The following is a 26999-nucleotide window of genomic DNA, read 5'->3' as shown; positions in this document are numbered from 1 at the left end:
TTCTAGAAAAGTTCAGCGGCGATCGCCTTGAGGGGAGACTCCGTTGTGATTGGTTTTTTCTCAGAAGGAACGAGGGTAAAGTCGGGTTCGAGGAGAGCATCGTCCACCCAGCCGGAAAAATAATCCACGGTGGTACTGTCTAGGTCGAGGGCAAAAAGTGTTAAGTCTCCCCGCAGGGCATTGAGATCCTGGATCCCTTCAGGGTTATAGCCCTGCTCACTAATGCCCACTGGCCCCAGGCCCACCTGTTGCCCCATCACTTCATCGAAACTCCGCCCAAAGCGATCGCCTGCCCAATGCCATTCTTCGCCGGGCCAGTAGAGACGATCTTCCCAAGGCAACAAATCCGCACCAGGTTCACTGTCCCACTGGAAAGCCCCTTCCGGTACCGTCACCCGAAAACCTGTAGGATAAGCAACTTCAAAACGCCCTTTTTTCGGCTGTTCATGGGCAATGCCAAAGGGGACGGTACTCGCCCACCAGAGCACTTCGGCGGTATCTGTGGTTAGGGTGGTGCTGGGAGTTTCTGCCAACAGACTGCGGTAAATAGGTAAGCCTGACTCTGACACCTGGGCTTCTAGGGCAAAGCGCCAACAGTTCCACGCGTCCCACTGGTCAATATTGCGCCACTGAATGTTGCAAATGCCGTTCCCCGTCGCCGCCCAGAGCACATCCCCCTCGGCATGGAGTTGGGTGGGAATTGCACCAATCAAGGGACTGTTGTGAATCGTGTGAAACGAGATTTTGCCATCACGCCAATCTTGATTAAATTCATAGGCCACCAAGCCCCGTGCGGGAATGAGGCTTGAACCTTCGGCGGCATATTTTGTTCCCAACCAAAGAGTTGTTTGATCGTCGTTGATTGTGGCCTGGAGGTCAGTAATTTGGGTGGCAATCAACTCGTCCGGCTGCTGTAATTCGAGGCTGCCGTTGCTTGGGTCATAGCGAACTAGGCTACTCAAGCCGCTAAAGCCTTCCCCTTGCTCTGAGGAAACCGCAAAAAATAACATGTCTTCGACAGGAATGGCCGCTGTCACCGTGGGAATGCCTAGATCCGCACCAATGCCACTGGCCCGCAACTGTTCGAGGGTATAAAGATCTAAGGCGATCGCCTCGGTTTCCCCTGGGGGAATCAGTTCAAAAATTGCCTTTTCGGGGGGATTCTCAAAATCTAAAAAAGGATTGGGCCGCAAGAGGACGCGATATTGATAGGTTTCGCCTGCTAGCTCGATCGTTTGAAACGCCGGATCTTCCCCTGCTAAAAGCAACTCCTGATCCTGGGTGACGTTAGATGTGGTGTCTGTGGTTGGCGGCAGCATCGCCCAACTCTGGGTTTCCCGACAAAAAACCAATTGATGATGCCGAGTTTGCACCGTCACAGTATCTGAATCGGCTTGAATGTCCCACGCCGTAAAATCGAACTGATCCGCCACTGACAGATCCGCTTGGATCGTTAATCGCTGGGCTGCTCCATCGGTGCTGGGACAATTGGCCGGGGTAGATGGCGCTGTTACGTCCCCTGGCTGTTCCTCCAAACTAATAGACTGTCCATTACAAGCACCAAGGCAAATTAACCCAACCCAAACCCAAGGCGATCGCCCCAACCCATTTTGTCTAGCCCATAAACTTTGTCGCATCACCTTTACTGACTCCCTAAAACTATTGAAATAAATTTCCCTGCCGTTTTCACCTGAGAAAGTTTGCCAGGGGAAAGCTTGTGACTTATTTTGATAAAGATTTCTTGTTTGTTCCCTTACCTAATCCCAATTCTGAGCCGAATTTAACCATGGCGCAAATCCGCATCGACCCCCTGGCGATCCAACTCCAAACCCTCGAAACTGAAACTCTCCTCAAGGCGCTCCTGCGGGCCAAAGTTCACCTCGATGCCATCTGCGGCGGCAAAGGCTATTGCGGTACCTGTGTCGTTCATGTTGTTAGTGGTGCGACCCAACTCAGCCCGGTGACGGCCCAAGAACAAACCATCCTCAACAATCTGAAAAAATCTAGTGACACCTATCGCCTCAGTTGCCAGGCCTATGTGCGTGACGGAGAAACCGTTGTTTGTGACCTACCATCCCGCACCCTCACAAAGTTACAACAAATTCTCGATCGTCTGAAAAATCGCTATGCCCCGAAAGATATCCGTCACCCCCGCACCGGAGAACTGCTTGTTAAGCAGGGGGGCATTGTGACTCAGGATATTCTCGAACGCCTGTTAAGTGCCTGAAGTCTTTTTCCAGAAAAAATATAAATTTTCATTAAGAGACAATTAAGTTTTGTTGATTGATTGTGGGTTCCGCCGGGGGTCTGAGATTTCCATGCTATGTTTGGTTTCCATAACAAAGTCCTAGTCTTATAACTCTCGTTTTTTAAGGGGTTTCTTAGATATCGTCCAAAATCCAGGACTTTCAAAGGGTTCTAGTCCCCTTTGAGAATGTGTAATGAGTTAACTCGATTTTTAGCCATACTAACCAAACAAATTGCGGACTTGGACGTTTGAATTGCTTGGTTCCAGTGGTGCCCCCCTAAAAAATTAGATTTAGACATCGACAATGTTGTCGCCAATGACAATTTGTTGAGTTTTGTATCGTCGTTTGCTTGTTCCAAGCTACCGCCTATGGTTGGTACATCTACTTTGCACAACCAGATCATTCTCATCGCGGAAATGAATGAGCGCGTGTATAAGCCCATTGCCACGCAGCTCACCCGCGCTGGAGCCGTTGTTTGCGTCTCTGAGACGAGGCAGGCTTTACTCAAAGAATGCGACCGTCGTCATCCCCAGTTACTGTTACTGGGCACGCTCCCCCATACCAACAGTCTCGATTTATTTCGGCAATGTCGAGATTTTTGGCAAGATTTACCCGTGGTACTCCTCGCCCACCAACCCCTAGTCAATGATTACTTTCGTGATTGGGCGCTGAAACAGGGGGTGCGAGCGGTACTCAGCAGCTATGTGCAACATCTCGCCCAGTTACAAGCTACGGTCCAAGATATTTTGTTTCCTCTGCTAGAGCCCGTTGCCGTCACGGCCAAGCGCACCATACCGCCCACTCCAATCCCAGTGGTCACAAGTCCAGCTAAGGGCACGGATATTTCTCGGGCCAGGGCCATCATTGCTTTGAATCAAATTAGTGAATTTAGCCAAAAGTATTTTGGGAACCTTGCCATCGGTAATTATTGGCGAAAAGCCCAGCAAACGCTCCAGTCAGAACATCCCCTTTTGGACTTTTGGGTGGTGGATCACTGGGGCAGTTTTGATCCGGAGCAAGGGGCGATCGCCTCTCCCGAACCGCGCCTCAGTCAGGCCGAACTACAGAGCCTCAAAGTATGGGTAGCGACTTTTACCCAAGAGTGCGAACGCATTGTTGTAGACTTTGCCCAATTGCTCCGCCAATATGCCCTCAGCGAAGCTGATTGTCGCTTTCTCCTTTAAATTTTTTACCCCCCCAATCCCCCGTGAATAAAATCTCAATCCAACCCCTCGATAAAACCGTTCCCGTCCAGGGCCAAGAGACCTTACTTGATGTGCTACTCCGGGAAGACATGAGTGTCATGCAGGCCTGTGGTGCCCAAGGGCGCTGTGCCACTTGTCATATTTACGTCAAATCTGGAGGGGAAGCCCTCAGCCCGATGAATGACCAAGAACGACTGACCCTCAGTTTTATTGCCACCGCCCAAGCCAATTCTCGCCTTGCCTGTCAAACGAAGATCTGTGGTGATGGGGCCGTTATCGAAGTGCCCAGGGGGATGTACATCGGTTCCATGGGCGAGCTCAAATCCCTTGTTGGTACCCGCGCTAATCAAAATATTATTCACCCTTTGACCGGAGAAATTCTCGTCGAAGAAAACAAGTTAATCTTGCGCTCGGCCCTCGAAAAAATGGCCAATATTGATGCGGCTTTAGAAACCAATCTTTTGGATGTGTTCCAACCCTCTTCTGTGTCAAATATTGCCAACTACTTTGATTAGTTTTGGCTTTTCTCGCTTTTTTAAGCTTGTCTTTCTAACTGTTGTGATTGCGATTTATTGATCCTATGGTTTCTTCTGCCCGTTCCCAAACTCTCCCATACCACCGTTCCTGGCAAAAAGCCTGCCACTATAGTCGTCATACCTTCTTTCAGTTTGATCCCACCCAAGGCACCGTAAGCGATCGCCATGGCCAACGGAATCTCCTTACCACGGAAGATTTCATTATTGGGTTACAAAAGGGCCTTGAGCATGAAGTCGGTGAAGCTTCCGGTTGGTTAATGTACCTGATCGGCCAGGAGTGGGGCGTCGAAGATGCGGCCCAATTTAAGGTTTGGTTCCAGGATGAGTTCGGCCTGTATTTTAAAGATGCGGCGCTCCGGTTTGCCCTCGAAACCTGGTGGTGGCCCCTGACGGCCCAGGGGTGGGGGAAATGGCAGGTGGATTTGTCTTCGATTAAGGAAGGATTTTTATTTATTGATCTATTTGACTCGGCGGTGGCGAAAACCCTCGGTGATGTCGGTAAGCCCGTGTGCTTCCTCTATGCAGGGCTATTTGCGGGGTTCTTTTCGAGCTTTTTTGACCGGGCCTTGAGTAGCACTGAAATTCAGTGTTATTCCATGGGGAATGATTTTTGTCGGTTCCTAATCGGTTCGGAAAAACGGGTGAAGGCGGCGGAATTTTGGCTGACATCTGGGGCAACGGCGGCGGATATTGAAGCTCGCTTTCAGGCGCTCAAAACGGAAGCGGCACTTGATGCGGTTGGGCGCGAATAAAGCAAAGGCACACTTCGAGGACAAATCACATGGCACAAGATGATTCTCTACTCCGGCGCTGGTTTCCGACTTTTGTGGGACTTTTTGAAAAACTCAAGCCTCCTACGGCAGCCCCTGTCCCTACCCGTGGAGTGACCCCTGCCCCGACCCTCGTCCGGCGATCGCCTCGACCAGATGGCCCTTTTTTTCTCAAGGGGTTTGAGGAAGCAGCTTTTCTCTCCCGGGATGATCTGCTGTTAGCCCTACAGTGGAGTGCGCCACCTTCCGAATTGGATCAATATGCTGCCACCCTCCAAGGGACTTCGCCAAGGCGATCGCCCGTTGTTGAAACCGAGGAATCTGATACCGACTTTTTCATTCGGGGTCTACAGAATATCGAAACCGTCGATGGCCTCAAAAATTTAGACCTTGTCGCCCTCCTCACCTGGGAAGAGCAAGGTCAAACTCTCCGAGAAGTTGACCCCGATGACTACGACCTACTCGACGATTTGTTAGATGTCGCCGATATTTAGGGCGTTAGGTGGCTAAAACTCCTTGCAAAAATGGAATTATTAAAAAATAAAACAATTTACCGTCCCTTTTCGAGAAAAACCTAGAATTTTTCCAGCGTAAATTTTGCCTACTTTTTTCATCAGGATAAATTTTTATGATCACCCTCTTAGAAACCCTCCTTGAACGTTCCGACGGGGCTTATATCGAACCCCAAGATCTTGATCAAGTCGATCAGACTCTCCAATCCTGGGGCGATCGCCGGATCACCTATCAATTGATCCAAGAAAAAGAAGAAAAAATCGTCGACGAGACCCTCCGGCGCTTCCAAACCGAAAACGAAGTGTTATTGCGCTCGGCCCCAGAGACGGTTCTCAAAAAATGCAAAGGCGACCTCATCTCAGTCCTCCGCAACTGCGCCACAGCGATGCTCCTCCAGGACGAAGAACTCCTCAAAGATCGCTTCCTGTACTGGATGCAAAATATTATGCGGGCCTTGAAAAATCAAAAATACAACAACGAAGTTTACCGCATTATCCAAGAGGTCATCCAAGAAGAACTCCCCACCCCATACGCCCAACTGACGCTGCCCTATCTCCAAGTCACCCACCAATACCTGAGCGAATAACCATGACTTTGTCCCCTGTCCCTGGGAATTACTTTACCCCCCGCACCTATATTCAATGCCAACCGGAAACGGGCCTTTTAAAAACACGCCACGGAAATCGCCTTTTGGCCGTCCCAGAAGTGTTGCTCCGGAGCATCCATAAAGCCCTACGGGAAGAAACAGGTGAAGCAACCCCTTTCGCCCTCTATACCTTTGGTTTTTGGTGGGGGGGAGCCTTTTACGACCGCTTGAAAACAGAAATTGAAGCATACTACCAACGCACGATCCCCCAGATGAATGCCCTAGAATTTTTGGTGATGATGCGGCAAATTTGGGAAACCCACGGTTTTGGGCATTTAAATTTAGATTTTACCCACCGTGATTTGGGCCTAATCAAGGTACAGGTAGAGGCCTCGATGATGCAGTTGGGTACGGAAATTGGCCTGAAACCAGAACAAACACCGTCCTATCATTTGGAAGCGGGTTTTATTGCAGCTTGGTTTTCCCGTTGGGCTGGGAAAGGCATTCGGGCCTGTGCAGTGGATTTACCAAAGGATGCGGCAACGTTAATGGCGAATCCGCCACAATTTGCCAACTTCTTGGTGGGCTTAGGGCCAAAAATTGAACAGACGGAAATGTGGGTCAAACAAGGTCTTTCTAGCGCCGAGATTATCGAAAAATTTGCAGTGACCGATGCCTAAATTGACGTCGGTTTTGCTAAACCCTGGGCGCTGCGGCCTAAAGCGTTTCTTGGCATGATGGAAGCAAGTTCAACAAGTGTTTTGCTTACATAATCGATATGACAACTGATGTTCTGACCAAACATAATGTTCAAATCCTCGGCAATGCCAGTTCAGACAAGGTACTCCTCTTCGCCCACGGCTTTGGCAGTGATCAAACCAGTTGGCGTTTAGTGGCCCCGGCCTTTGCGGCGGACTATCGTTTGGTGCTTTTTGATTTGCCGGGTTGTGGGCGATCGCAGGCAGACGAAAACGAGACACTACATCACACACGCCTCGAAAGTTACGCCCAGGATATCCTCGACATTTGTGAGGCCCTCGACCTGGAGGAAGTGCAACTGGTTGCCCATTCAGTCAGTAGTATGACCGCCACCCTGGTGGCTCTCAAGCACCCCAATCTGATTACCCGTTTAGTGTTCATCAGTGCCTCACCCCGGTATATCCATGACCAAGATTATGTGGGGAGTTTTGATCAGGCCACAGCCGATGAAATCTTGGCGGAAATGTCCCAGAACTATTTCCAATGGGTGCGTAAATATGCGCCATCGATCATGAATACCCCAAAGCAACCATTACTCTCGGCGGAATTTTCAAAAACCCTCCTCCGTCTACGGCCTGATTATGCTTTTTTGACCTTTTCGCTGATCCTCAAATCTGATTATCGTCGCGAGGTGAGTCAATTGAAGCTCCCAACGTTAATTTTGCAAGCCGAGAATGATCCTTTTGTGGCTAAAGCTGTAAGCAAATATCTCCACCAAGCCATTCGCGGTAGTCAACTCCACTGGATTGACGCCAAAGGGCATTTTCCCCAATTGAGTAATCCCCAGGCGGTGATCGCTGCCCTCAAAGATTTTCTCCATTAAACTCACGGAAAAAGGCGATCGCCATCCCATAAAAAATTTGCCACAGCGCTAAACAACGGAAAGACTACAGTGGGGGCCTTGATGAGCTGCTTCCTTCGGAGAGACCAATGTTTGGGAGTCAGGATACTGAGCCAAAAACGCGGTGCGCCAATGGATATGTCGTTCCACTTGTTTTGCCAAGCCCAGTAAATGGTGGCGCTGTTTGTCAGAAAGAGTTTGGGGGCGATCATCGATCGCACAGAGAGTACCCAAACAATAACCGTCGGCTGTATACAGAGGAACACCCACATAGAAACGAATCTTGGGCGCTTGAACCACGAGGGGGTTGTCCCAAAAACGCTTATCCAGGCTGGCGTCAGGAATTTCAAAAAGCTCAGTATCCTCGATCGCGTGGGCACAAAAAGAAATAACCCTGGAGGTTTCTTCGAGGGTGAAGCCATAGCGTGACTTAAACCACTGGCGATCGCGATCCACCAAAGAGATTGCCGCAATTTTTGTGCCGCAGAGCCGCGCCACCAACCGCGTGATGAGATCAAAGGCTGCTTCCTGGGGGGTATCCAGTAGATAGGTACGGTGTAGTGCCGCAAGACGATGTTCTTCGTTAGTCAGGATTGGAGGAGCAATCATAGAATCCACGGACAATCATTAAAAAATGATGGGGGTATATTGTGGTGTGGCTTAACCAAAAATTAACTTTATCGGAGTGTTTACCCCAATAATGATGAGCAAAAGAATGACATCAGCTACTCAAATTAAATCTTAGCAATAAATAGTACAAGTCATACATATTTCTGACAGTTTTTTGTGTTTAATCTTAACTTCTAAAAAAGGCATAAATCGCCCAAAATCTCTTGGTAGACTAGCTTGGAAGAATTTTATGACGATTAGTAAGATACGCTAAAATGCCGAAAAATCACATTGGGGACTAGCATTTGAATTGCCTCTTATCGATTTGTTTTTGGGATATTTCAAGTGATTTTCAGCAAAAACTATGACAGTTTTATTTTGAGTTGAGAGGACAATTTTTAAAACTCATAAAAATCATGCGTCCCGGAATCAATTGAATCTCCATGGCAATTAACGTTACCTTATGAGCCTCTACTTTATCGTTCGCTAGATCACAATGTCTTCTGTCAATATTCTCCTGTGGTATCGCCGTGATCTCCGACTCCATGACCACCAGCCACTCCAGGAAGCCCTAGCACAACAGGCCCAGATTTTTCCCTTCTACTGTTTTGACCCCCGGGAGTTTGGCTCAATTGGGCTAGATTTCCCAAAAACAGGTGCCTTTCGGGGTCAGTTTCTCCGGGAAGCCATCCAGGATCTCCGGCAAAATCTCCGCGCCAAGGGCAGCGATTTGATCGTGCGCCAGAATATTCCGGAAAGGTTAATCCCTGATTTATGTCAGCAATGGCAGATTGGTGTTGTGTATTGGCACAGGGAGGTAACGGCAGAGGAAACCCGCGTTGAACGAAAACTGCGCCAAGCTCTCCAAGAACAGGGTGTTCGAGTAGAAACGTTTTGGGGAACGACCCTCCACGATCCAGGGGATTTGCCCTTTGGCATTAATGAAGTGCCGGAGGTTTTTACGCAATTTCGTAAGGATGTGGAAAAGTATGCGGCGATCGCCTCCCCAGTACCCACACCAACCCAATTGCACCCCCTCCCCGAAACTGTTGCTCCAGGTGAGATTCCCAGCCTCCAGGATTTGGGTTTGCCGGAACCAACCATTGATTCCCGTGGTGTACTCCCGTTCAAAGGCGGTGAAACGGCTGGTATGCAACGACTCCAGGCTTATTTTTGGGCAGGCGATCGCCTCAAGGTTTACAAAGAAACCCGCAATGGTTTGTTAGGAGCCGATTACTCCTCAAAATTCTCACCCTGGCTCGCCCTGGGCTGTCTCTCGGCCCGTTACATTGCCGCCCAAGTCGCCGAATACGAACAAAAACGGATCGCTAACAACTCCACCTACTGGCTGATTTTTGAGCTGCTCTGGCGGGATTATTTCCGCTGGATCTGTGCCAAACACGGCAACCAAATTTTCCAACCCGAAGGTTTACAGGGGGTAAAAATTCCTTGGAAACAAGACCACGAAGCCTTTGAACTGTGGCGGACGGGCCAAACGGGGATTCCCTTCGTCGATGCCAATATGCGCGAACTCCTGTATACGGGCTTTATGTCCAACCGGGGCCGGCAAAATGTTGGTAGCTTTCTGACGAAAAATCTGGGGATTGACTGGCGCTGGGGAGCCGCTTGGTTTGAGTCGCAACTCATTGACTACGATGTGTGCAGCAACTGGGGCAATTGGAACTACACCGCTGGCGTGGGGAATGATGCGCGCGGCTTTCGCTACTTCAACATTCCCAAACAGGCCAAGGATTACGATCCCCAGGGGGACTATGTGCGCCACTGGCTTCCGGAATTGGCGACTCTTCCCGGTGAACAGATCCATCAACCCTGGCATTTACCTGTACAAGCGTTAGGCGATCGCCAAATTATTTTGGGGGAAACCTACCCGAAACCGATGGTTGATCTGCAAACCTCTGTTCAGGAAAACGAACGCATTTACCAAAAAGCCCTGGGTCTGGCCCCTAAGTCCAAATCCCGAAAGCCCCGTAAAAATTTCAAACGCAATCAAGACACCCCCAAAGCCCGTTGGCGGCGTTAGTCAACCTAAAACGGGGCAGTTCAAAAAAACTTTTGCCTCTCCCCTTGCGTTTTAAAAAATCCCCTGTTATATTTGTTAAGGCTTAAGGGCGTTTAGCTCAGCGGTAGAGCGCCTGCCTTACAAGCAGGATGCCACTGGTTCAAATCCAGTAACGCCCATCCTTAAGAAGAATATGCCAAGGTCACCTTCTGGGGTGGCCTTTTATTTTTCCGTGACCCATTAGGCGCAAACGGGGCATTAACAGGGATTTAAGAAAATTTGTGTTTCCCCATGAACGGCAAACAAACTCCATATTTGTTCGCTTCTGGGGGAGCACCATGGTTAAATGTTAGTGCCGTTGTATAATAAGCGGCGAAATTAATAAAAGCAATTATTTTCGTACCGAGTTTATCTGGGCGATCGCCTTCGGGGTGACAGTGTGGCAAAGCTAAGGTTATTTACACGCCTGAGCCTCGCGAATAAACCGATTCGTCACGAGTTCCCGCCATAGATAACGGATGAGTTTAAAACATAAAATTTGCAGATCCAGAGGAAATTTATGACCAGTCAGACAGACCGTGTAGTTATTATTGGTGTTGCCGGGGACTCCGGCTGCGGAAAATCTACCTTTTTACGCCGGCTTACCGATCTGTTCGGCGAAGAGTTCATGACGGTAATCTGCCTTGATGACTACCATAGCCTTGACCGCAAAGGCCGCAAAGAAGCTGGGGTAACTGCCCTCAATCCCAAGGCCAACAACTTTGATCTCATGGCAGAGCAAATCCGTGATCTAAAGAACGGAAAGGCCATTGATAAGCCCATCTACAACCACGAAACCGGGGAAATTGACCCGCCCGAACGCATTGAACCCAACAAAGTTGTTGTGATCGAAGGGCTACATCCCCTCTACGATGCCCGGGTGCGGGAACTAGTCGATTTCGGCGTGTACCTCGACATCAGCGATGAAGTCAAAATCCAGTGGAAGATTCAACGGGACATGGCAGAACGGGGCCACACCTACGAGGATGTTCTCGCTTCAATTAATGCCCGGAAACCGGATTTCAGCGCCTATATCGAACCCCAACGGGAATTTGCCGATGTGGTGATCCAGGTGCTTCCCACTGAACTTGTGGATGACAAAGAAGGGAAATATCTCCGGGTGCGCCTCGTTCAGAAAGAAGGAGTTGCTGGCTTCGAACCGGCCTATCTCTTTGATGAAGGCTCTACGATTAACTGGCGTCCCTGTGGCCGGAAGCTTACCTGTAACTATCCTGGCATCAAGATGTACTATGGCCCCGATAACTACTTCGGCAATGAGGTTTCTGTTCTGGAAGTGGATGGGAAATTCGATAATCTCGAAGAAATGATTTACATCGAAAGCCACCTCAGCAAAACGGGTACCAAGTATTATGGTGAAATGACTGAGCTGCTTCTGAAGCATAAGGACTACCCCGGTTCTGATAATGGTACAGGTCTGTTCCAAGTGCTCGTGGGCCTCAAGATGCGCCAAACCTATGAATATCTCACCACTGGGAAAGGGGCGATCGCCGCAAGCGTATAGAAAGAATCAACACCAATAAGTAGTTGTAGGGGCCTGCCATGGCAAGCCCCTACATTTTTTTATGGCAATGACGATATATGGCGCTTTACATCTGGGATTGCAGATAATTTTGCAGGCCAATTTTCTCGATCAGTCCCAACTGTTGCTCTAACCAGTGGGCATGGTCTTCCTCGGTGTCGGCCAGCATCTGCCGGAGGATATCGCGGGTTTGGTAGTCTTGTTCTGTTTCACAAATGGCGATCGCCCCCTTGAGATCCCCAATGACTTTGTACTCATAATCGAGGTCGTTTTGGAGCATTTCAGGCACAGTCTTACCAATGTTCAACCCATCCTGTTGGGACAGATCAGGAGTGCTTTCGAGGAACAAAATCCGCTCAATCAATCGAGATGCGTGGCCCGTCTCATCCTGCATCTCGTGGTTAATGCGTTCATAGAGCTTCGTCAGGCCCCAGTCTAGGTACATCCGGGAATGGGTAAAATACTGATCCCGGGCTGCTAGCTCATTGCGCAGCAGTTTGTGGAGTTGTTCTAAAACGTTTTGATTACCTTTCATCGGAATTGTCTCAATACTCTAAGTGAATAAAAACATGGCCATAGCGTGGCCCATACCCTTGCCCTATCTACATCATCGACTGTAAATAGTTTTCTAAACCAGAATTTTCGATCAGCCACTGCTGGGACTCGAACCAGTCGATCTGTTCTTCGGTTTCTTCAAGAATTTCGCCCAAAAGATCACGACTGACATAATCTTGTTCTGTCTCACACAATTGGATCGCCGCTAGTAACTCATTGCGGATCGTTGTGGCGGTCGCTAGCTCATTGGCCAACATTTCTGGCACATCTTCACCAATCATCAATTTGCCAAGGCTCTGGAGGTTGGGCAAGGCCTCTAAAAACAAGATCCGTTCAATAAGACTGTCGGCCTGCTTCATGGCCTTGATGGAGTACTTATATTCTTGATCATTCAATGTCCCCAAGCCCCAATTCTTGGCCATTCTCGCGTGGAGAAAGAACTGGTTAATTGCAGTCAACTGGGACTTTAAGACTGCATTAAGCTGGGTGTTAATGCCGGATTTTCCTTGCATTTCGCCTTATTTCACTCCAAATCGGCCACCTTTAATCTAAAAGGTGTCATAAATACTTCGGTATGTCTAGCTTAGGGCAGTTCCCAACATTGGGGGGCTTTACTCACAAAATTTTATTTTCTGATCAACTTTAGGAGAAAGAATGAGAATCTATTGCAATAATTTTCAGAATAGGGCATAGTAGGGGATGACAGTTAAATCAAGCATTTTCCCCTTGAGGTCACCATGTACGTTTGCCTTTGCCGTGGCATTACCGAAAAGCAAATCCGCCAAGCTGCGGAACAACAAAGCTGCTCTATGAAAGAGCTTTCGAGTGTGATGGGCGTCGGAATGGATTGTGGCACTTGCCTAGAATATGCCGCCCAGCTATTGCAGGATCACCATGAACAAGGCTGTGTGAAGCAACCCTGTACTTCGAGCATTGCCTAAGATAGACAAAATTTTATTTGCAAGTCTTTCTGTTTAGATCTTTTTGTTTTAGAGAAGGTTTTGGATTTATTAAGGTATTGGATTGTTAAAAAAGCCCAGTTCAGGATCAATGGCGTTTCAAGTTAGGGTGGTCAACCACTGATAACGGGCGACGAATTGGGTAGTAGAAATTAGTTTATGGATAATTTAAGGCGTGGTGGGGTTTTCTCTCGCTGGAGTCGGCGGCGAATTTTACAGACAGGATTAGTCGGTTTGGGAACAGGGGCGATCGCCACCTATGCCTGGCGTAAAAAAAACTCTCTTGCCCAAGCTGAAGTCAAAATTCCTCCGGTGACCTTCGACCAAGACAGCATTACCCGCAATGGCTTTGACCCGATGCAAATTTTGCGAGATTTTGACTACGGGGAAGTGAGCGAAGAAAAGGGGCAACGGGTGCGAGAATTTCACCTAGAAGCCAACAGCAGCACTATTTACCTCAATGCCGCCCTTGAATATGTGAGTTGGAATATTAATCAACGGGTGCCGGGGCCAACCCTACGGGCAACGGCGGGCGATCGCGTCCGGATTATTTTTCATAATGCCGATGGACACTCCCACACCCTCCACTTTCACGGGACTCACCCCGACACGATGGATGGGGTCAAACCAGTGCGCCATGGTCAAACCACTATCTATGAATTTGACGCAACACCCTACGGTGTCCACCTTTACCACTGCCACATTGCCCCGGTGACGCGCCACATCGGTAAAGGCTTATTTGGACTTTTTATTATTGATCCCCCTGAACCAAGACCGCCCGCTGACGAAATGGTGTTGGTGCTAGGGGGCTACGATATTAATGATGATGAAAAAAACGAATTGTATGCTTTCAACGGCATTCCCAACGTGTTCCGCGATCGCCCCATCCCCATCGTGCAAAATCAACTGGTACGACTTTATGTCTTGAATATGATCGAATTTGATCCGGCGATTACCTTTCATATCCACGCCAACTTTTTTCAGCTTTATCGCACTGGCATGGCCATGACGCCCCACGAAGCAAGCGATGTGGTCACCATGGGCACCGCCGAACGCCACATCCTAGAGTTTGCCTATCCTTTCCCTGGTAAATATATGTTCCATCCCCACCAAGATTACATCGCTGAACATGGTTGCATGGGCTTTTTTGAAGTGCTCCCAGCCGGAGCCTAGATCTTTATTGACAAAACTTACTAAAAACCTTAGCGTATTGCAATATTAGCTTGAAAATTATTCTTAATTAGTATGAAATCTATGAAGCCCGTTGAATTGTTCTTAACCCTGAGTTTAGCTGTTAGCCTTGGGGCTTGCGGTACTTCTGTCCCAGACAACGGTGGGGAGGGAGGAGAAAATGCTGCCACGACGGAAGCCGTAGAACAGAATAGTGCTAACCATGGCGGCGAAGGCGGAGAGGGTGGTGAAGGGGGCGAAGGTGCCAGTTCCAGCAATCCCGATGAAGACTATGCCACGACCCTCTCGTTGATGTTGGGTCATTTGATGGTGGCCGAAGAACTGATTGCGGTGGGGGAATATGAACAGGCAGAACCGCATATTGGCCACCCTGTAGAAGAATTGTATGGTGCCATTGAGAGTCAATTGGGCGATCGCGGCGTGGCCGATTTTAAAGATGTCCTCAACAGTGCCCATGATTTGATTAAGACAGCACCGGAATCCCCCGAATTACAAACCCAACTCGATGCTTCCATTGAGGCCATCGATACAGCCCTTGCGGCCCTGAGCGAAGCAGAATTGCAGTCCCCTGAGTTTGTCCTTGGGGTCATGAATAATCTCCTCCAGGTGGCTGGGGAAGAATATGCGGCGGCGATCGCCAATAATCAGATCGTCGAAGCGGTGGAATACCAAGATTCCCGTGGTTTCGTTTTCCATAGCGAGATGCTTTATGAACAAGTTGCGGATCAACTTAGCCCGGAGACCAGAGAGGCGATCGCCACGGCTTTAGCCGATCTTAAAACCGCTTGGCCCACGGTGGAACCACCCCAACCCCCCGTGAAAACGCCCCAGGAAGTATTGAGTCGTATTGTTGAGATTGAAGCCGCCAGCAACAGCTAATCCCCAGCTTCTGTGAATATCATTGACAGTGACCCCGGTAAAACTGGGGTTTTTTAGATTTTTTGGTAAGGCAAATGTTCTTTAAAATTCCCCAGGTGTTGACACCAGAGGCCCTCGAAAAAATAACCACAACCTTGACCGAAGCCGAATTTGTCGATGGCAAACTTACGGCAGGTTGGTATGCCAAACTGGTCAAAGAAAATCAACAATTGGCCAAGGCAACCCCCACGGCCCAAGCTCTAGAAGAGCAAGTGCGCCAAGCCCTCCAGAACAATGCCCTGTTTCAAACGGCGATCCGTCCCAAAACTGTCCACACCCTGCTATTTAGCCGTTACGGCCCCGGCATGGCCTATGGTCGCCACACCGACAATGCCCTGATGAATGGGATGCGCTCAGACGTTTCATTTACCCTGTTTCTCAATGAACCTAGTGACTATGAAGGGGGCGAACTTGTCATCGAAGGGGCAGATTCTGAACAAAGCTATAAACTGCCTGCTGGAACGGCGATCGCCTATCCTTCTACCTCGTTGCACCGGGTGAATGTAGTGACAAAAGGAACGCGCTTGGTGGCGGTGGGTTGGGTACAAAGTTGGATCCGGGATGCCCAAAAACGAGAAATTGTATTTGATCTCGATGTCAGTCGCCGTAGCCTGTTTGCCCAGAGCGGTAAAACCACAGAATTTGATCTCCTCTCGAAAAGCGTGGCGAATCTCCTACGGCTCTGGAGTGAGTAAACAAACTCATCCAAGATTTTATTGAAAATAAGTATCAATACTATTGACGAGCTGTCCAAGTATCGATACACTTTATCTAGTTTAAATAAGAATTATTTTCATTAAAATATCCCATGAAAATTGTCCACTCCTGCGGTACGACCGATATTACCCAGCAGCTCCGCCAAGATAGCCAAGCCCCAGAGCAAGCCCAAGGTAGACAGCCCCACACGGCTCCTGATCTTGCCCAATATTATTTAGCGACCCTCAGTTTAGACCATGCTTTAGCGGAGTCCTGAGGTTAGACCAGATATTTCGTTAAAACCACTTTATTTTCTCGGTATAAAAAAATGATTGATTTCTTTTATTTTATGTTTGCGGCTTGCCTCGGTTTTTCGCCAGTTGATGCGGAATCACCCCGCTAGCATTCTTGCTAACTAGACTTCATAAAAATAACGACTTACTCTCACTTGATCACCCTTGTTTAGGGGTAAGGCGCAGTTTATCTCAGACTGGGAGTGGTGTGGGCGATCGCCTGGGCATCGGCAAAAATAGCCGCCGCAACCTGGGGTTGGGCCTGGCTTTCAAGGAGATAGCCGAGTTGATTGAGCACCACAACTTGGGTCTGTACGTCCTGGCGATCGCGGGCCAAATGGAGTTGTTGCCGCAGGACGGTTTCTGCTGCCTGGAGATTATCCTGAGTCAAATAGGTATCAGCTAAGGCTGTGAGGGTTAAATTCAGCTGATCCCAAGTGCGAAACTGTCGATAAATCGTTTCGGCCCGGTGCCAGTGGAACAGAGCCGTTTCTAAGTTTCCTTCGCTGTGAGCCTGGCGAGCGAGTTCAAAATGGCGATCCGCATCTTTACGCTGGAGTAATTTTTGTTCGGCGTTTTGTTTGCGCCCCTGGCCAAAGGCGGGCACTGTCCCTAAAACGCCCACAGTGCCTAGGCTGAGGAGTAAGCAGAGGGTCAGCCAAAAGGGAAAGGTCACAGTTCGGGAAGGGGCGGGCGATCGCATAGCTAATTTAATTCCCAAAAAATCCAAAAACAACAAGCACACAAAACCAAAGTTCTTCCATCTTAACGGTAAATCTCAACCCTTCCCATGACCCTAAAACTCAAAAAAAGGCAAAGGAAAGAAATTTCTTTCCTTTGCCCCCCATTAGTTGCCCAGTACTGCTGGCAGATTACAACAATCTTACTCTAGACAAAACCCTTACCACGATTCTCAGAGGCCATACAGAAGCAATTTTCTATCTGTTCCCGTAGTGTTGCTTCATCTAGATTTTGGCCGATCAGCACCAACTGATTTTTTTTCGTTTCCCCAGGTTTCCATTCCGAATCATCGATCGTAAACCGCTTTCCACTCAGGTGAAACACATGGCGTAGCGGGCTTTCATCAAACCACAGAATTCCCTTCGCCCGGAAGACATTCACGGGTAACTGATTATCTAGAAAATATTGAAACTTGCGGATTGCAAAGGGTTTGTCACTTTGGAAAGAAATTGACGTAAACCCATCGTTTTCTAAATGGTTTGAGTGGTGATGATGGTGTTCGTGGTCGTGGTCATGGTCGCACTCTGGGGTGCAAACATGGTCATGATCATGGTGGTCGTGGTGGTCGTGGTGGTCGTGGCTGTGGTGGTGATGCACATGGGTATCTGCCGCATCAAAATACTTATCCGACTCAAACAGGCCCACACTGAGTAGCAACGGCAAAGGTACTTCAGACTTTTGGGTGCGCAGGAGTCTAGCCCCTTCTTTAAGGTCGCGGATTCTGACTTCTAGGGCGTCAACGTCTGACTCCTCAACCAAATCCGTTTTATTCAACACGATGATGTCACCGTAGGCGATTTGGCTGTAGGCCGCTTCACTATTAAATAAATCCAAACTAAAGTTGGCGCAATCCACCATGGTCACAATGGAATCTAGGCGGGTTAAGTCTCGTAACTCTGTCCCCAGGAAGGTCAAGGCCACAGGTAATGGATCTGCCAGCCCCGTTGTTTCAACGACGAGATAATCAATTTTGTCACCCCGATCAAGGATTTTATGCACCGCATTCACCAGATCTTCGTTGATGGTGCAGCAGACACAGCCGTTGCTGAGTTCCACCATGTTGTCTTCGGTGGTGACAATTAGCTCATTATCAATGCCGATTTCCCCAAATTCGTTTACGAGGACAGCGGTTTTTAGTCCCTCTTGGTTACTGAGGATGTGGTTTAGTAGTGTCGTTTTGCCACTGCCGAGAAATCCGGTGATAATCGTTACGGGAAGACCACTTTTACTGGCATCTAAGGTATCGGCACCTGGGGCTTGGCTACTGACTGTGGGCATAATATTTTTCACTTTCGATTAGAAAACAACTTCTTCTTATCTTACACAGTATTTTTGGCGTCTAGAGTCGGGGCGATGCTTCGGGAAAAGTTAGGAATGCGTAGAGGTGAAGGCCACGGTCAACTTGGAAAAAATGCGTCAGAGGAGAAGGGCGATATTGACCATGGCGATCGCCAAAATTAAGCGACATTAACAAACCTGTCTGGCGGAATTTGGGCCAGGGATTGAAATGTGGGTTTAGCAAAATAAAAGCCTTGAAAAAGGTTAATACCCAGCCCTTGGAGGGTGGTTAGTTCTGCTTGGGTTTCAATGCCTTCAGCAATAACAAGACTTGAGAGTTCCCCGGCAACTTGTAGTACACCTTTGACGATCGCTTGCCGCACTTTATCTTGGTCAATGCCGCGAATTAAGGCCATGTCAAGTTTGATCAAATCAGTCTGAATTTCTGATAGAAGATTTAACCCAGCATAGCCTGCCCCAAAATCATCAATGGCTGTTTTAAAACCACGGGCCCGATAATATTCAACGATTTTTCGGAGGTGGACTAAATCTGTGATTTGTTCACTTTCGGTAATCTCAAAAATAATTTGCTCAATGGGAAATCCATAGGTTTCCGCCGCTTCTAGGGTTGTGCGAATGCAGCGTTCTGGTTCATAAACGGCATTGGGTAAGAAATTAATACTCAAAAAACAGGGAATATGCAGTTCTGCGGCAAGACGAATTGCTGTGGTGCGACAGGACTGGTCAAATAAGTAGCGGTTGCTGTCGTTAATGTGTTGAAAAATTGCTTGGGCTGACTCATTATTTAAACCCCGCACCAGGGCTTCATGGGCAAAAATTGTTTGGGTTTCTAGGTTGACAATGGGTTGAAAGGCCATTGTGAATTCGAAATCGAGTTTATTTCGATTCGTGCATTCTCTACATTCCATGGTGCACCTAATTTGTAGGGTCTCTTAACTATCCTGGCGATGATCAATATTGAACATCAACATATTCAGCGGTTAGGGTTTGTTTCCATGAAGATCAATATTTATCCATAAAAAATCGCCTCTCTTGGATCTTAGTTCAAAAAAGGCGATCGCCAAATTGACCTCGGTTAAACGAAAGGTTTAGATACCGAGGCGTTGGTAGACTTGATCGAGGTGACGCAGTTGGAATTGCGGATCAAAGCAGGCTGCAATCTCCTCGCCAGAGAGGTGTTGGGTAATTTCCGCATCTTGCTCGACGTTGGCGCGGAAGTTCCCGCCTTCAGTGTTCCAGGCGGTGTGGGCGCAACCTTGCACAAGGCGGTAGGCATCCTCACGGGTCAAGCCTTTCTCGACGAGGGCCAGCAGTACCCGCTGACTGAAAATCACGCCGCCATAGACGTTCATGTTACGTTTCATGTTCTCTGGATACACCAAAAGATTCTTCACGAGGCTAATGGTTTCCCGCAGCATAAAATGCACGAGGATGCAGCTATCGGGCACGGCGACCCGCTCGACGGAACTGTGGGAAATGTCCCGCTCATGCCAGAGGGCAACGTTTTCGAGGGCGGCCATCGCATTACCCCGCACCAAGCGCGCCATCCCGGTTAAGCGTTCAGAACGGATCGGGTTGCGTTTGTGGGGCATCGCCGAAGAGCCTTTTTGACCCTTGGAGAAATATTCTTCGACTTCTAATACATCGGTGCGTTGGAGGTTGCGAATTTCCACGGCAAAGCGTTCGATGCTGGCGGCTAACACGGCCAGTTGGTTCATGTAGTTGGCGTGGCGATCGCGGGAAATCACCTGGGTCGAAGCAGTATCGGGATCCAGGCCGAGTTTTTGACAAGCTAAAGCTTCAACACGGGGTTCAATGTTGGCGTAGGTTCCTACAGCCCCAGAGATTTGTCCCACGGCAATTTCTTTGCGCACAGCGACTAGGCGATCGCGGTTCCGGAGCATTTCAGCCAGCCAACCCGCCAGCTTAAACCCAAAGGTCATCGGTTCGGCGTGGATGCCGTGGGAACGACCCACCATGACGGTGTAGCGGTGTTGTTGGGCTTGGTAGCGAATCGCTTGGATCAGTTCTTCGACACAGGTCAGGATCAGATCGAGGCTATCCACCATCTGCAGAGCAAGGGCCGTATCCAGAACATCGGAACTGGTCATGCCGAGGTGAATATAACGCCCCGCATCGCCGACATATTCATTGACGTTGGTGAGAAAAGCGATCACATCATGGCGCACTTCTTTCTCAATTTCTAAAACCCGCGCTTCGTCGAACTGGGCTTTGGCTTTGATTTCTTCTACGGCTTCTGTGGGGATATACCCTAACTCTGCTTGCGCTTCACAGACGGCAACTTCGACTTTCAGCCAGGCCTTGAGTTTTGCTTCATTTGTCCAGAGATTCCCCATTTCGGGGAGGGTATAACGTTCAATCACGAGATGTGCCGCAGAATACAACCTAGCTATTTTACAAGGGGTTGTTCAAATTTTGGCAATGTTTTTACGGGGGTTTACGGGGGAAGCGATCGCCTTTGGGACAGAAGCCTCTCGTCGGCATTGCCCTAAAGTTCGGTTTAGACCATAAAGCGCCATCAAGCTCAAGATATGTACAGTTTCCGGCCTGCCCCCAAAGGAGGGAGTTAAGCTAAAAGTAGCCGATGTTGTTCTAAATTATCGTTGGCGATCGCCGAGGGGTTTGTACCATGACAAACAAACTATTCACCACAGAAATCACCACGGGTGACATCACCCTCACCAGTAATGTGACCAGCGTGACGGCACGGGCCAATCGCATCTCTCGCGTGGAAGAAAAACGAGACGATCCCCGCAAAAACCCTGCTGCTATCTACATTGACCTAAGCGTTGATCACCCAGAAAAATTCCATGATGTCCTCGAAGCTACCGAAGCCGTTGATCTAGCCCTGAGCCTCAATGATGCGGTGGAAATGGGCCTATTGATGGTGGCCATGGGCCTAGAGCATAAAACCGATGCGCAAATTAAGCAGGTACTCGACCGTCTGGCGGATTTAATTGAACAGTACCGTTAGCCAAAGGTCTTTAATGTTTATGCCTTAGCGGTTATTGAAAAAGTCCCAGATGATGCGGGGGAGTTCAATAATCTGTGTAATCACCTGCCCCGACTGAATCCCGAAGACCAGTTGCAACACCAGCACAATGGCCGCAATGGTCACAGCGGTTTGCACGCTGGTTTTCACGATTTTGATAAACGCGGTAAAAACTAACCAAGAAATAATTAAAGCGGCGACGATCACAATAATTTCGATCGGCATCGGTGCTCACTCTCCACAAGGTGCGATTTGGCCTGGCCTTATCCTAGGGCAAAAGGGGAAAAGATTATTGGGGAAGCTGTTTCACTTCAGCGAGCCAGCGGTCTTCGTCGGAACTATCTTTGGCGATCGCCAGATAGCTATGTTCGGTGCGATCAACGATCAAAATTTTGTCGCCCCGTCGGGGAATCACTTCGGCCCAGTGGGGTAAACTCACCGGGACAGTCATCAGGTTCCGAGCCGAATCGTACACATCCGCTTGGCCAATTTTGCCAGCGACATAGTGGGGGAGAGTTTTAGAAGAGACCACCCCCAGGCACCCAATCAGGCGATCGCTGCTGACATCTTCCCCAAAGGCGGCAAACACTTTCCCCAGGGGGTAAGCCAACAGTTTCCCGATCCAGAAGGCGATCGCTCCACTCCCAAAAAAGACCACAATTCCTAAAAATCCCGTCGGTGTCCTCAGGCCCACGTTGAACATCCATCCCAACAGACCCCACAGACTCAAATCTGTGGCCAAAAGCAACATCAACGGCGCTTGCCCGAAACCAAACCAAGACAGCACCGACCAGAGACCAAACCCTTCGCCCTCAACCTCGGTATCTCCATCGAGATCACCATCAACGTCGGCATCTAAGTCCATATCGGCGTCGATGTCCGCATCAAAATCGGCTTCCATATCGAGGTCATCGTCCCCACCCCCAGAGAAAATGACAAACAAATACAACAGGATGCCACTCCCCAGGAGCACCCAGTAGCCTAAGTTTGACGCATCAAAAATCATGGACGCACCGTATCCGGGACAGAGTAAAAAATTCGCACGGGTCGCCCCCCAAATCTAGGAATTTTTTTGGCGATCGCCACCACCATAATCTAGCTCTAGACTTATTTCCCAAATTTTTGTTGCGCGCGCATCACCAGTTCCGCCGTAATTTCTTCGACTTCTTCTTCACGGGCAAGTTCTTCGATGGTTTGTCGCGCCTGGGAACGGGCATAAAAAGGAATATTTTTGTATTTGGTTTTCGCTTCTTCCGTCCAGGGGATTTCGTCAGGAAAATTAGGATAAGTCATCGTTTCAGTACCTTAGGGGGAGTTTTCTGAATCATAGCAAGGATTTCCGGGGGTTAAAAGCGCGGTTTCGTTAAATTTCTTGATATTTTTTTAGTGCAAATGTTTTTATCTCTAAGGCAAATCCCAAGTCACTTGCCATCGATTCTCTAACGGAGCGCCAGGGCGGCAATTGGCGGTTGAGATTGCGTCATATTAAAAAGATTTTTTCCATACCAACAACTCTAAAAGCTGGTTTTCATTCAGTTCTTGAATCCCCAATTGTCGGGCTTTGTCTAGTTTAGATCCGGCATTTTCGCCCGCCACAAGATAGTCAGTATTTTTGCTGACAGAACTCGTGACTTTGCCGCCGGCTGCTTTGATTTTTTCGGCAGCTTCAGTGCGTTTGAGGGTCGGTAATGTCCCTGTGATCACAAAGGTTTTACCGGAAATCTGACGATTGGTCTGGGTTTGGGCCGTCTGGGTTTGGGCAAAGGTCAAGCCCGCTTGTTGCAGCTTTTCGATCAATTGTTGATTAGCATCTACCCGGAACCAATCGACGACGGACTGGGCAATTTCTTCGCCAATGCCATAAACCCCCTGCAATTGGGCGAAGCTGGCTTTTTGGAGTTGGTCTAAAGTTGGGAAGTTTTGCGCCAAAATTTCTGCATTGACTTTCCCCACAAAGCGAATCCCCAGACCATACAAAACACGGGCATAGTCTTGAGCTTTTGAGTGGGCGATCGCCTGGATTAAATTTGCCGCTGACTTTTGCCCCATACGGGGGAGAGACTGCAACTGTTCGCTGGTTAGGTCATAAATGTCGGCGATGGATTGCACCAGACCATGCTCAATCAAAAGAATCACATTTTTCTCGCCTAAACCCTGGATATCGAGGGCGTCGCGGCCAGCCCAATGGACGAGGGAACCCCGCAAAATCGCCGGACAAGAACTATTCACACAGCGGGCGACGGCTTCCCCAGGGGGACGTACTAAGGCTGAGTTGCATTCAGGACAATGGCTTGGAAATTCGTAGGGAATAGTTGCTTCTGGGCGTAAATCAACTAAAACTCGCAAAACTTCCGGGATAATTTCCCCTGCTTTACGAATGACGACCGTATCACCGATTCTAAGATCTAATTCTTTAATGCGGTCTTCGTTGTGGAGGGTGGCCCGTTGTACCGTTGTTCCTGCCAGTTGCACCGGTTCCATGACGGCCATGGGAGTGACAGCGCCCGTTCTGCCCACATTGACGATGATGTCTTTGACGATGGTGGGGGCTTCCTCGGCGGCATATTTTAAGGCGATCGCCCAGCGGGGAAATTTTTGGGTGAAGCCCAGCTCAGCCTGGAGGGAAAAGTCATTTAGTTTAACGACAACTCCATCGGTCAGGTAAGGGAGTTTTTTACGGCCTTCATCCCATTTTTCAAAATAATTTTTTACGGCAGTTAAATTAGGGCAAAGCTCACGGTTTGGATTGACCCGAAACCCTATTTTTTTCAGAAATTCGAGGGCTTCCCATTGGCTGTTTAGCTGAGGGGAATTGTGCGATTCTGGGAGGTGGAGGGTGTAGGCAAAAAAGTCTAACTTGCGAGCTGCAACAATCCGGGAATCAAGTTGTCGTAGAGTACCAGCGGCGGCATTTCGCGGATTAGCAAATAGATTTTCGCCCGCTTTTTCCCGCTCTTGGTTAATCTTTTCAAAGGTCTCTAGGGGTAAAAAGGCTTCCCCCCGCACCTCCACTAAAGGGGGCGGATTGTCGAGGTTTAAACGCAAGGGAATGGTACGAATAGTACGCAGATTTTGGGTGATTTCTTCCCCTGTCACACCGTCGCCCCTGGTGGCTCCGCGCACTAAAATCCCGTTTTCGTAGGTTAAGGCGATCGCCGAGCCATCGATTTTGAGCTCACATACATAACAGGGCTTCTTATTCGATTGAGTAGTTTGAAAATTAACAAAGAAGGATTGAACTATCGGAGTGCGCTGTTCAGTTTGTGCTGAATTTTGGTCGAAATCTACTCCCAAAACTCTTTTCCACCGTTGTTCCCACTGGGTCAGTTCCCCAAAGTCAAAGGCATTTTCCAGGCTGTAGAGGGGAATATTGTGCTTGACGCTGGTGAATTGGGTGGCGGGCTGGTCGCCGATCCGTTGAGTGGGACTGTCGGGGGTAATGAGTTCGGGATATTCTGTTTCCAGGGCCACCAGTTCCCGATAGAGCTGGTCATAGACAGCATCCTCCATGAACGGCGCATCGAGGACATAGTAGGCATAGGCTGCTTTTTGCAGTTGCGATCGCAGTTGGGCCAGGCGGGTTTGGGGGGCGTCGGACATGGGTTCGGGGGAAAGATTTTCAAGCCGCCATTATAGGCGATCGCCCCAGGGAAATTATTCCGTTGCCTCTGCTTCTGGGTCGGTTTCGGTGGGGACGGCTTCGAGGGCCTTAAGATCTGCGGCACTGAGTACGGCCATTTCCTTAATTTGGTCTTTGTAGGTGGCGGGGGCGAGGTTGATCGCGGTCATGAAAAAGGGTTTCGCGGCGGCTTCATTCCCTTGATTTTTTAAGACCATGGCTTTGGCGAGGACTGGCCGAAAGTCTGTTTTATTCACTGTGGCGGCTTGGTCATAGATGGCGATCGCCTCCCCGAAGCGTTTTTGGGCGACGTAAATTTGCCCCAGCATCAGTTGGATAGACGTCACCTTTTCTGGATCAATTTCAATGGTTTCGTCTTCTGTTAATTGCCCCATGTCCTTGAGGGTGGTTTGGAGCAGTTCAATCGCCCCCTCTGGCCGATTTTGCACCAGGAGCAGATCCACCATGCCCTGGAGAGCGTTGATGTGGGTCGGATCTGTCAACAACACTTTTTTGTAAGTGGCCGCCGCTCCTTCATAATCCTTGGCCTCCTGTTCCACCTGGCCCAGCAGGACGAGGTAATCGGGATTATCACGGTGGATTTGTGCCAGACCATCGAGGGCAGTGGCCGTTTTTTCTAAATCATTAAGCTTGAGGCTGGTATCCAAGAGACCCCGCAGCGCTTTCTCGTTATTGGGTTCTTTTTCTAACCAGATTTCATAACTTTGTTGGTCTTTTTCGAGGAGGGCGATCGCCGGATCTGGGGTTGTTGCGGGTTGCACCTTGGCCGCTGCTGCCGTTTGCCGGGCCAACATCCACTGGTCGAAGCGGGGCATCACCAAAAGTCCCCCTGCCAGTAGAAATAAAAGCCCGGAAAGACCATAGACCCAGGGGCGGGGACGATAGTATTTTTCGATAATGTGACTCGCCATGGCTATAGATAGTGGGGAAAACTAGAGGGATAAAAACCAGACCCAAAAGACCGAAAAAGTCAGAAGGTTGGCAAAATTTTATCTAAATTTTACTGATTTATCACCTCTGACACCCCATTGAGTACAATAGGCAGGCGCTAAACGTCTTCGTCCGTCCTATATGATCGAAGGCAGAATGCTAATTTTTATCGTGATGGCGATCGCCTACCGATGATGTTGATGTCTGATAGTTGACTATCTGGTATCGAAAACGATCTGTATTTTTTGTTAGCCCACCTAGAAAGCATTGGATAAGCCCGTGTCTGAATCTAACCATCATCTATCGTCTCCACCAGCGCCGAATCCCCATGAGGACCAGACGACCTCCCAAAAACTACGGCAACATCCCATTCCCCCCGCGAGCCATCCCCGTCAATATCGGGCCATTGGCATTGTGCGCGGCAAATATACCCCCGAAGATCCAGAGCAAATTAGTAAGGGGGCGATCGCCACAGCAGATGGCACCATCGAAGCCGTTTTATTAGGTCGTGTGATTAGCCTGATCAAAAATCACATTGACCTCAACCAAGAGCACGTTTGGGTCGTCTATCCCCGCACCCGCCAGGATGATAACCATCTCCACCTCCAGATTCTCGGCATTTGGGAGCCCGAAAACCTTGATGATCCAGAGGCCCTCACGGAGTCTATTCCCACCAGTGACCAAGTCGAAGACGGCTATTTTTCCATTCGCGGCCAGGTGGTTTTCTATGATGCCGAATCCAAAAAAGTCATCGTTAAAATTCGCCAATCCCCGAAGAAGCAAGGGGACAAGCCCAAGTTTTTCAAGATTCAACTGATCGGTGCTCTGCCGGATCGCCCCGTTAACCATTTCTACGATCTCCAGGCGAAGCTCCTCGATAATATGCTGATGATTCAAACCTGCGAAGATATTGGCTATATCAGCAGTCGTCGCAAAGGCCCCAAGCCAGGCGGAAAACCCTTTAACCGCGACAAAAGCAAACCCAGACCCATCGCCGATCATCATGCCAGTGATAGCCATGGGGCAACTGCTAGAGCGAGACCTGTGCCCCGACCCAAACCAAAGGATAGTGAGGGCTAAATCACGGTCGTTTTTAG

At 49.1% G+C, this 26999-nt stretch carries 31 protein-coding genes and 1 tRNA gene; 18 read left to right on the top strand and 14 right to left on the bottom strand.

Annotated features, from left to right (window positions below):
• Window positions 1-2: 2 nt before the first annotated feature.
• Window positions 3-1637 (bottom strand): hypothetical protein, encoded by a 1635-nt coding sequence (locus tag AWQ24_RS13600; protein ID WP_065717120.1) that lies wholly within the window; start codon window positions 1635-1637, stop codon window positions 3-5.
• Between the two features lie 80 nt (window positions 1638-1717).
• Here AWQ24_RS13600 and AWQ24_RS13595 point away from each other — a divergent pair, with 80 nt between their 5' ends.
• The 8 genes from AWQ24_RS13595 to AWQ24_RS13560 all read left to right on the top strand — a co-directional run bounded on the left by AWQ24_RS13595 (window position 1718) and on the right by AWQ24_RS13560 (window position 7441).
• On the top strand, window positions 1718-2227 hold the full coding sequence (locus tag AWQ24_RS13595; protein ID WP_012308271.1) for a 2Fe-2S iron-sulfur cluster-binding protein: 510 nt from the start codon (window positions 1718-1720) through the stop codon (window positions 2225-2227).
• A 390-nt stretch (window positions 2228-2617) separates the two neighbouring features.
• Window positions 2618-3433, top strand: a complete 816-nt coding sequence (locus AWQ24_RS13590) for a hypothetical protein (RefSeq protein WP_157096873.1) — start codon at window positions 2618-2620, stop codon at window positions 3431-3433.
• Window positions 3434-3456: 23 nt separating this feature from the next.
• Window positions 3457-3969 (top strand): 2Fe-2S iron-sulfur cluster-binding protein, encoded by a 513-nt coding sequence (locus tag AWQ24_RS13585; RefSeq protein ID WP_030007395.1) that lies wholly within the window; start codon window positions 3457-3459, stop codon window positions 3967-3969.
• Window positions 3970-4034: 65 nt separating this feature from the next.
• Window positions 4035-4742, top strand: a complete 708-nt coding sequence (locus AWQ24_RS13580; RefSeq protein ID WP_030007396.1) for a V4R domain-containing protein — start codon at window positions 4035-4037, stop codon at window positions 4740-4742.
• Window positions 4743-4771: 29 nt separating this feature from the next.
• Window positions 4772-5254 (top strand): hypothetical protein, encoded by a 483-nt coding sequence (locus AWQ24_RS13575; RefSeq protein WP_065717118.1) that lies wholly within the window; start codon window positions 4772-4774, stop codon window positions 5252-5254.
• A 134-nt stretch (window positions 5255-5388) separates the two neighbouring features.
• Window positions 5389-5859, top strand: coding sequence for a phycocyanin (locus AWQ24_RS13570; RefSeq protein ID WP_065717117.1), 471 nt, complete (start codon window positions 5389-5391; stop codon window positions 5857-5859).
• Window positions 5860-5861: 2 nt separating this feature from the next.
• Window positions 5862-6539, top strand: coding sequence for a hypothetical protein (locus tag AWQ24_RS13565; protein WP_012308265.1), 678 nt, complete (start codon window positions 5862-5864; stop codon window positions 6537-6539).
• A 98-nt stretch (window positions 6540-6637) separates the two neighbouring features.
• Window positions 6638-7441, top strand: coding sequence for an alpha/beta fold hydrolase (locus AWQ24_RS13560; RefSeq protein WP_083993541.1), 804 nt, complete (start codon window positions 6638-6640; stop codon window positions 7439-7441).
• Between the two features lie 48 nt (window positions 7442-7489).
• Here AWQ24_RS13560 and AWQ24_RS13555 read toward each other — a convergent pair whose 3' ends face one another.
• Window positions 7490-8068 carry a GAF domain-containing protein gene (locus tag AWQ24_RS13555; RefSeq protein WP_065717116.1) on the bottom strand — a complete coding sequence of 193 codons (579 nt, stop codon included), beginning with the start codon at window positions 8066-8068 and terminating at the stop codon, window positions 7490-7492.
• 496 nt (window positions 8069-8564) lie between these two features.
• On the opposite strand from AWQ24_RS13555, the gene AWQ24_RS13550 reads away from it, so the two are divergent.
• The 3 genes from AWQ24_RS13550 to AWQ24_RS13540 all read left to right on the top strand — a co-directional run bounded on the left by AWQ24_RS13550 (window position 8565) and on the right by AWQ24_RS13540 (window position 11649).
• Window positions 8565-10109, top strand: a complete 1545-nt coding sequence (locus tag AWQ24_RS13550; RefSeq protein ID WP_065717115.1) for a DASH family cryptochrome — start codon at window positions 8565-8567, stop codon at window positions 10107-10109.
• An 86-nt stretch (window positions 10110-10195) separates the two neighbouring features.
• Window positions 10196-10267, top strand: a tRNA-Val gene (locus AWQ24_RS13545).
• Window positions 10268-10647: 380 nt separating this feature from the next.
• Entirely contained in the window at window positions 10648-11649 is a 1002-nt protein-coding gene (locus AWQ24_RS13540) for a phosphoribulokinase (protein WP_012308260.1), read from the top strand.
• An 85-nt stretch (window positions 11650-11734) separates the two neighbouring features.
• On the opposite strand, the gene bfr (AWQ24_RS13535) is transcribed toward AWQ24_RS13540, so the two are convergent.
• Window positions 11735-12202: a bacterioferritin gene (gene bfr / locus AWQ24_RS13535; protein ID WP_012308259.1), complete on the bottom strand. Its 468-nt coding sequence runs from the start codon at window positions 12200-12202 to the stop codon at window positions 11735-11737.
• 67 nt (window positions 12203-12269) lie between these two features.
• Window positions 12270-12734: a bacterioferritin gene (bfr, locus tag AWQ24_RS13530; protein WP_030007402.1), complete on the bottom strand. Its 465-nt coding sequence runs from the start codon at window positions 12732-12734 to the stop codon at window positions 12270-12272.
• 225 nt (window positions 12735-12959) lie between these two features.
• Between bfr (AWQ24_RS13530) and AWQ24_RS13525 the strand changes: the two genes are divergently transcribed.
• From AWQ24_RS13525 to AWQ24_RS16295, 5 genes are all read left to right on the top strand, one after another.
• Window positions 12960-13163: a (2Fe-2S)-binding protein gene (locus AWQ24_RS13525; protein WP_012308257.1), complete on the top strand. Its 204-nt coding sequence runs from the start codon at window positions 12960-12962 to the stop codon at window positions 13161-13163.
• A gap of 177 nt (window positions 13164-13340) precedes the next feature.
• On the top strand, window positions 13341-14354 hold the full coding sequence (locus AWQ24_RS13520; protein ID WP_065717114.1) for a multicopper oxidase domain-containing protein: 1014 nt from the start codon (window positions 13341-13343) through the stop codon (window positions 14352-14354).
• Window positions 14355-14426: 72 nt separating this feature from the next.
• Window positions 14427-15251 (top strand): hypothetical protein, encoded by an 825-nt coding sequence (locus AWQ24_RS13515; protein WP_065717113.1) that lies wholly within the window; start codon window positions 14427-14429, stop codon window positions 15249-15251.
• A gap of 74 nt (window positions 15252-15325) precedes the next feature.
• A complete protein-coding gene (locus AWQ24_RS13510) occupies window positions 15326-15985 on the top strand; it encodes a Fe2+-dependent dioxygenase (RefSeq protein WP_062436117.1) in 660 nt (219 codons plus the stop codon).
• Between the two features lie 113 nt (window positions 15986-16098).
• A complete protein-coding gene (locus tag AWQ24_RS16295) occupies window positions 16099-16263 on the top strand; it encodes a hypothetical protein (protein WP_157096872.1) in 165 nt (54 codons plus the stop codon).
• A 203-nt stretch (window positions 16264-16466) separates the two neighbouring features.
• Here the strand turns inward: AWQ24_RS16295 and AWQ24_RS13505 are convergent, their stop codons facing one another.
• From AWQ24_RS13505 to purB, 5 genes are all read right to left on the bottom strand, one after another.
• A complete protein-coding gene (locus AWQ24_RS13505) occupies window positions 16467-16955 on the bottom strand; it encodes a hypothetical protein (RefSeq protein ID WP_157096871.1) in 489 nt (162 codons plus the stop codon).
• 212 nt (window positions 16956-17167) lie between these two features.
• Window positions 17168-18298, bottom strand: a complete 1131-nt coding sequence (locus AWQ24_RS13500; protein ID WP_065717111.1) for a GTP-binding protein — start codon at window positions 18296-18298, stop codon at window positions 17168-17170.
• Between the two features lie 61 nt (window positions 18299-18359).
• Window positions 18360-18488, bottom strand: a complete 129-nt coding sequence (locus tag AWQ24_RS16685; protein WP_257784383.1) for a hypothetical protein — start codon at window positions 18486-18488, stop codon at window positions 18360-18362.
• Window positions 18478-19176, bottom strand: a complete 699-nt coding sequence (locus AWQ24_RS13495) for an EAL domain-containing protein (RefSeq protein WP_232318826.1) — start codon at window positions 19174-19176, stop codon at window positions 18478-18480. The genes AWQ24_RS16685 and AWQ24_RS13495 overlap by 11 nt, the downstream gene beginning before the upstream one ends.
• Before the next feature lie 231 nt (window positions 19177-19407).
• Window positions 19408-20703, bottom strand: a complete 1296-nt coding sequence (gene purB, locus AWQ24_RS13490) for an adenylosuccinate lyase (RefSeq protein ID WP_012308248.1) — start codon at window positions 20701-20703, stop codon at window positions 19408-19410.
• 266 nt (window positions 20704-20969) lie between these two features.
• On the opposite strand from purB, the gene AWQ24_RS13485 reads away from it, so the two are divergent.
• Window positions 20970-21314, top strand: coding sequence for a hypothetical protein (locus tag AWQ24_RS13485; protein ID WP_030007409.1), 345 nt, complete (start codon window positions 20970-20972; stop codon window positions 21312-21314).
• Window positions 21315-21338: 24 nt separating this feature from the next.
• On the opposite strand, the gene AWQ24_RS13480 is transcribed toward AWQ24_RS13485, so the two are convergent.
• From AWQ24_RS13480 to AWQ24_RS13460, 5 genes are all read right to left on the bottom strand, one after another.
• Window positions 21339-21557 carry a hypothetical protein gene (locus tag AWQ24_RS13480; protein ID WP_030007410.1) on the bottom strand — a complete coding sequence of 73 codons (219 nt, stop codon included), beginning with the start codon at window positions 21555-21557 and terminating at the stop codon, window positions 21339-21341.
• A 64-nt stretch (window positions 21558-21621) separates the two neighbouring features.
• A complete protein-coding gene (locus AWQ24_RS13475; RefSeq protein WP_062436110.1) occupies window positions 21622-22338 on the bottom strand; it encodes an OB-fold-containig protein in 717 nt (238 codons plus the stop codon).
• 101 nt (window positions 22339-22439) lie between these two features.
• Entirely contained in the window at window positions 22440-22625 is a 186-nt protein-coding gene (locus tag AWQ24_RS13470) for a PCP reductase family protein (protein WP_012308243.1), read from the bottom strand.
• 192 nt (window positions 22626-22817) lie between these two features.
• Window positions 22818-24932 carry an NAD-dependent DNA ligase LigA gene (ligA, locus tag AWQ24_RS13465; RefSeq protein WP_065717109.1) on the bottom strand — a complete coding sequence of 705 codons (2115 nt, stop codon included), beginning with the start codon at window positions 24930-24932 and terminating at the stop codon, window positions 22818-22820.
• A 54-nt stretch (window positions 24933-24986) separates the two neighbouring features.
• A complete protein-coding gene (locus tag AWQ24_RS13460; protein ID WP_071932326.1) occupies window positions 24987-25883 on the bottom strand; it encodes a lipopolysaccharide assembly protein LapB in 897 nt (298 codons plus the stop codon).
• A 298-nt stretch (window positions 25884-26181) separates the two neighbouring features.
• Between AWQ24_RS13460 and AWQ24_RS13455 the strand changes: the two genes are divergently transcribed.
• Window positions 26182-26982, top strand: coding sequence for a hypothetical protein (locus AWQ24_RS13455; protein ID WP_198161479.1), 801 nt, complete (start codon window positions 26182-26184; stop codon window positions 26980-26982).
• The last annotated feature ends 17 nt before the right edge of the window (window positions 26983-26999 follow it).

Source organism: Picosynechococcus sp. PCC 8807, from assembly GCF_001693295.1.
GTDB lineage: Bacteria > Cyanobacteriota > Cyanobacteriia > Cyanobacteriales > MRBY01 > MRBY01.
This window is presented reverse-complemented; position numbering and strand designations above follow the sequence as displayed.

What these genes read in the sequence shown, in the direction of transcription:
- AWQ24_RS13515 (WP_065717113.1), top strand. Translation starts at nt 14,427, where the DNA reads ATGAAATCTATGAAGCCCGTTGAATTGTTCTTAACCCTGAGTTTAGCT.
- AWQ24_RS13600 (WP_065717120.1), bottom strand. Translation starts at nt 1,637, where the DNA reads ATGCGACAAAGTTTATGGGCTAGACAAAATGGGTTGGGGCGATCGCCT.
- AWQ24_RS13475 (WP_062436110.1), bottom strand. Translation starts at nt 22,338, where the DNA reads ATGATTTTTGATGCGTCAAACTTAGGCTACTGGGTGCTCCTGGGGAGT.
- AWQ24_RS13550 (WP_065717115.1), top strand. Translation starts at nt 8,565, where the DNA reads ATGTCTTCTGTCAATATTCTCCTGTGGTATCGCCGTGATCTCCGACTC.
- AWQ24_RS13540 (WP_012308260.1), top strand. Translation starts at nt 10,648, where the DNA reads ATGACCAGTCAGACAGACCGTGTAGTTATTATTGGTGTTGCCGGGGAC.
- AWQ24_RS13495 (WP_232318826.1), bottom strand. Translation starts at nt 19,176, where the DNA reads ATGGCCTTTCAACCCATTGTCAACCTAGAAACCCAAACAATTTTTGCC.
- AWQ24_RS13470 (WP_012308243.1), bottom strand. Translation starts at nt 22,625, where the DNA reads ATGACTTATCCTAATTTTCCTGACGAAATCCCCTGGACGGAAGAAGCG.
- AWQ24_RS13520 (WP_065717114.1), top strand. Translation starts at nt 13,341, where the DNA reads ATGGATAATTTAAGGCGTGGTGGGGTTTTCTCTCGCTGGAGTCGGCGG.
- AWQ24_RS13555 (WP_065717116.1), bottom strand. Translation starts at nt 8,068, where the DNA reads ATGATTGCTCCTCCAATCCTGACTAACGAAGAACATCGTCTTGCGGCA.
- AWQ24_RS13485 (WP_030007409.1), top strand. Translation starts at nt 20,970, where the DNA reads ATGACAAACAAACTATTCACCACAGAAATCACCACGGGTGACATCACC.
- AWQ24_RS13590 (WP_157096873.1), top strand. Translation starts at nt 2,618, where the DNA reads ATGGTTGGTACATCTACTTTGCACAACCAGATCATTCTCATCGCGGAA.
- AWQ24_RS16685 (WP_257784383.1), bottom strand. Translation starts at nt 18,488, where the DNA reads ATGTCGCTTAATTTTGGCGATCGCCATGGTCAATATCGCCCTTCTCCT.
- bfr (WP_030007402.1), bottom strand. Translation starts at nt 12,734, where the DNA reads ATGCAAGGAAAATCCGGCATTAACACCCAGCTTAATGCAGTCTTAAAG.
- AWQ24_RS13560 (WP_083993541.1), top strand. Translation starts at nt 6,638, where the DNA reads ATGACAACTGATGTTCTGACCAAACATAATGTTCAAATCCTCGGCAAT.
- ligA (WP_065717109.1), bottom strand. Translation starts at nt 24,932, where the DNA reads ATGTCCGACGCCCCCCAAACCCGCCTGGCCCAACTGCGATCGCAACTG.
- AWQ24_RS13565 (WP_012308265.1), top strand. Translation starts at nt 5,862, where the DNA reads ATGACTTTGTCCCCTGTCCCTGGGAATTACTTTACCCCCCGCACCTAT.
- AWQ24_RS13575 (WP_065717118.1), top strand. Translation starts at nt 4,772, where the DNA reads ATGGCACAAGATGATTCTCTACTCCGGCGCTGGTTTCCGACTTTTGTG.
- AWQ24_RS13480 (WP_030007410.1), bottom strand. Translation starts at nt 21,557, where the DNA reads ATGCCGATCGAAATTATTGTGATCGTCGCCGCTTTAATTATTTCTTGG.
- AWQ24_RS16295 (WP_157096872.1), top strand. Translation starts at nt 16,099, where the DNA reads ATGAAAATTGTCCACTCCTGCGGTACGACCGATATTACCCAGCAGCTC.
- AWQ24_RS13525 (WP_012308257.1), top strand. Translation starts at nt 12,960, where the DNA reads ATGTACGTTTGCCTTTGCCGTGGCATTACCGAAAAGCAAATCCGCCAA.
- AWQ24_RS13580 (WP_030007396.1), top strand. Translation starts at nt 4,035, where the DNA reads ATGGTTTCTTCTGCCCGTTCCCAAACTCTCCCATACCACCGTTCCTGG.
- AWQ24_RS13500 (WP_065717111.1), bottom strand. Translation starts at nt 18,298, where the DNA reads ATGCCCACAGTCAGTAGCCAAGCCCCAGGTGCCGATACCTTAGATGCC.
- AWQ24_RS13460 (WP_071932326.1), bottom strand. Translation starts at nt 25,883, where the DNA reads ATGGCGAGTCACATTATCGAAAAATACTATCGTCCCCGCCCCTGGGTC.
- AWQ24_RS13510 (WP_062436117.1), top strand. Translation starts at nt 15,326, where the DNA reads ATGTTCTTTAAAATTCCCCAGGTGTTGACACCAGAGGCCCTCGAAAAA.
- bfr (WP_012308259.1), bottom strand. Translation starts at nt 12,202, where the DNA reads ATGAAAGGTAATCAAAACGTTTTAGAACAACTCCACAAACTGCTGCGC.
- AWQ24_RS13570 (WP_065717117.1), top strand. Translation starts at nt 5,389, where the DNA reads ATGATCACCCTCTTAGAAACCCTCCTTGAACGTTCCGACGGGGCTTAT.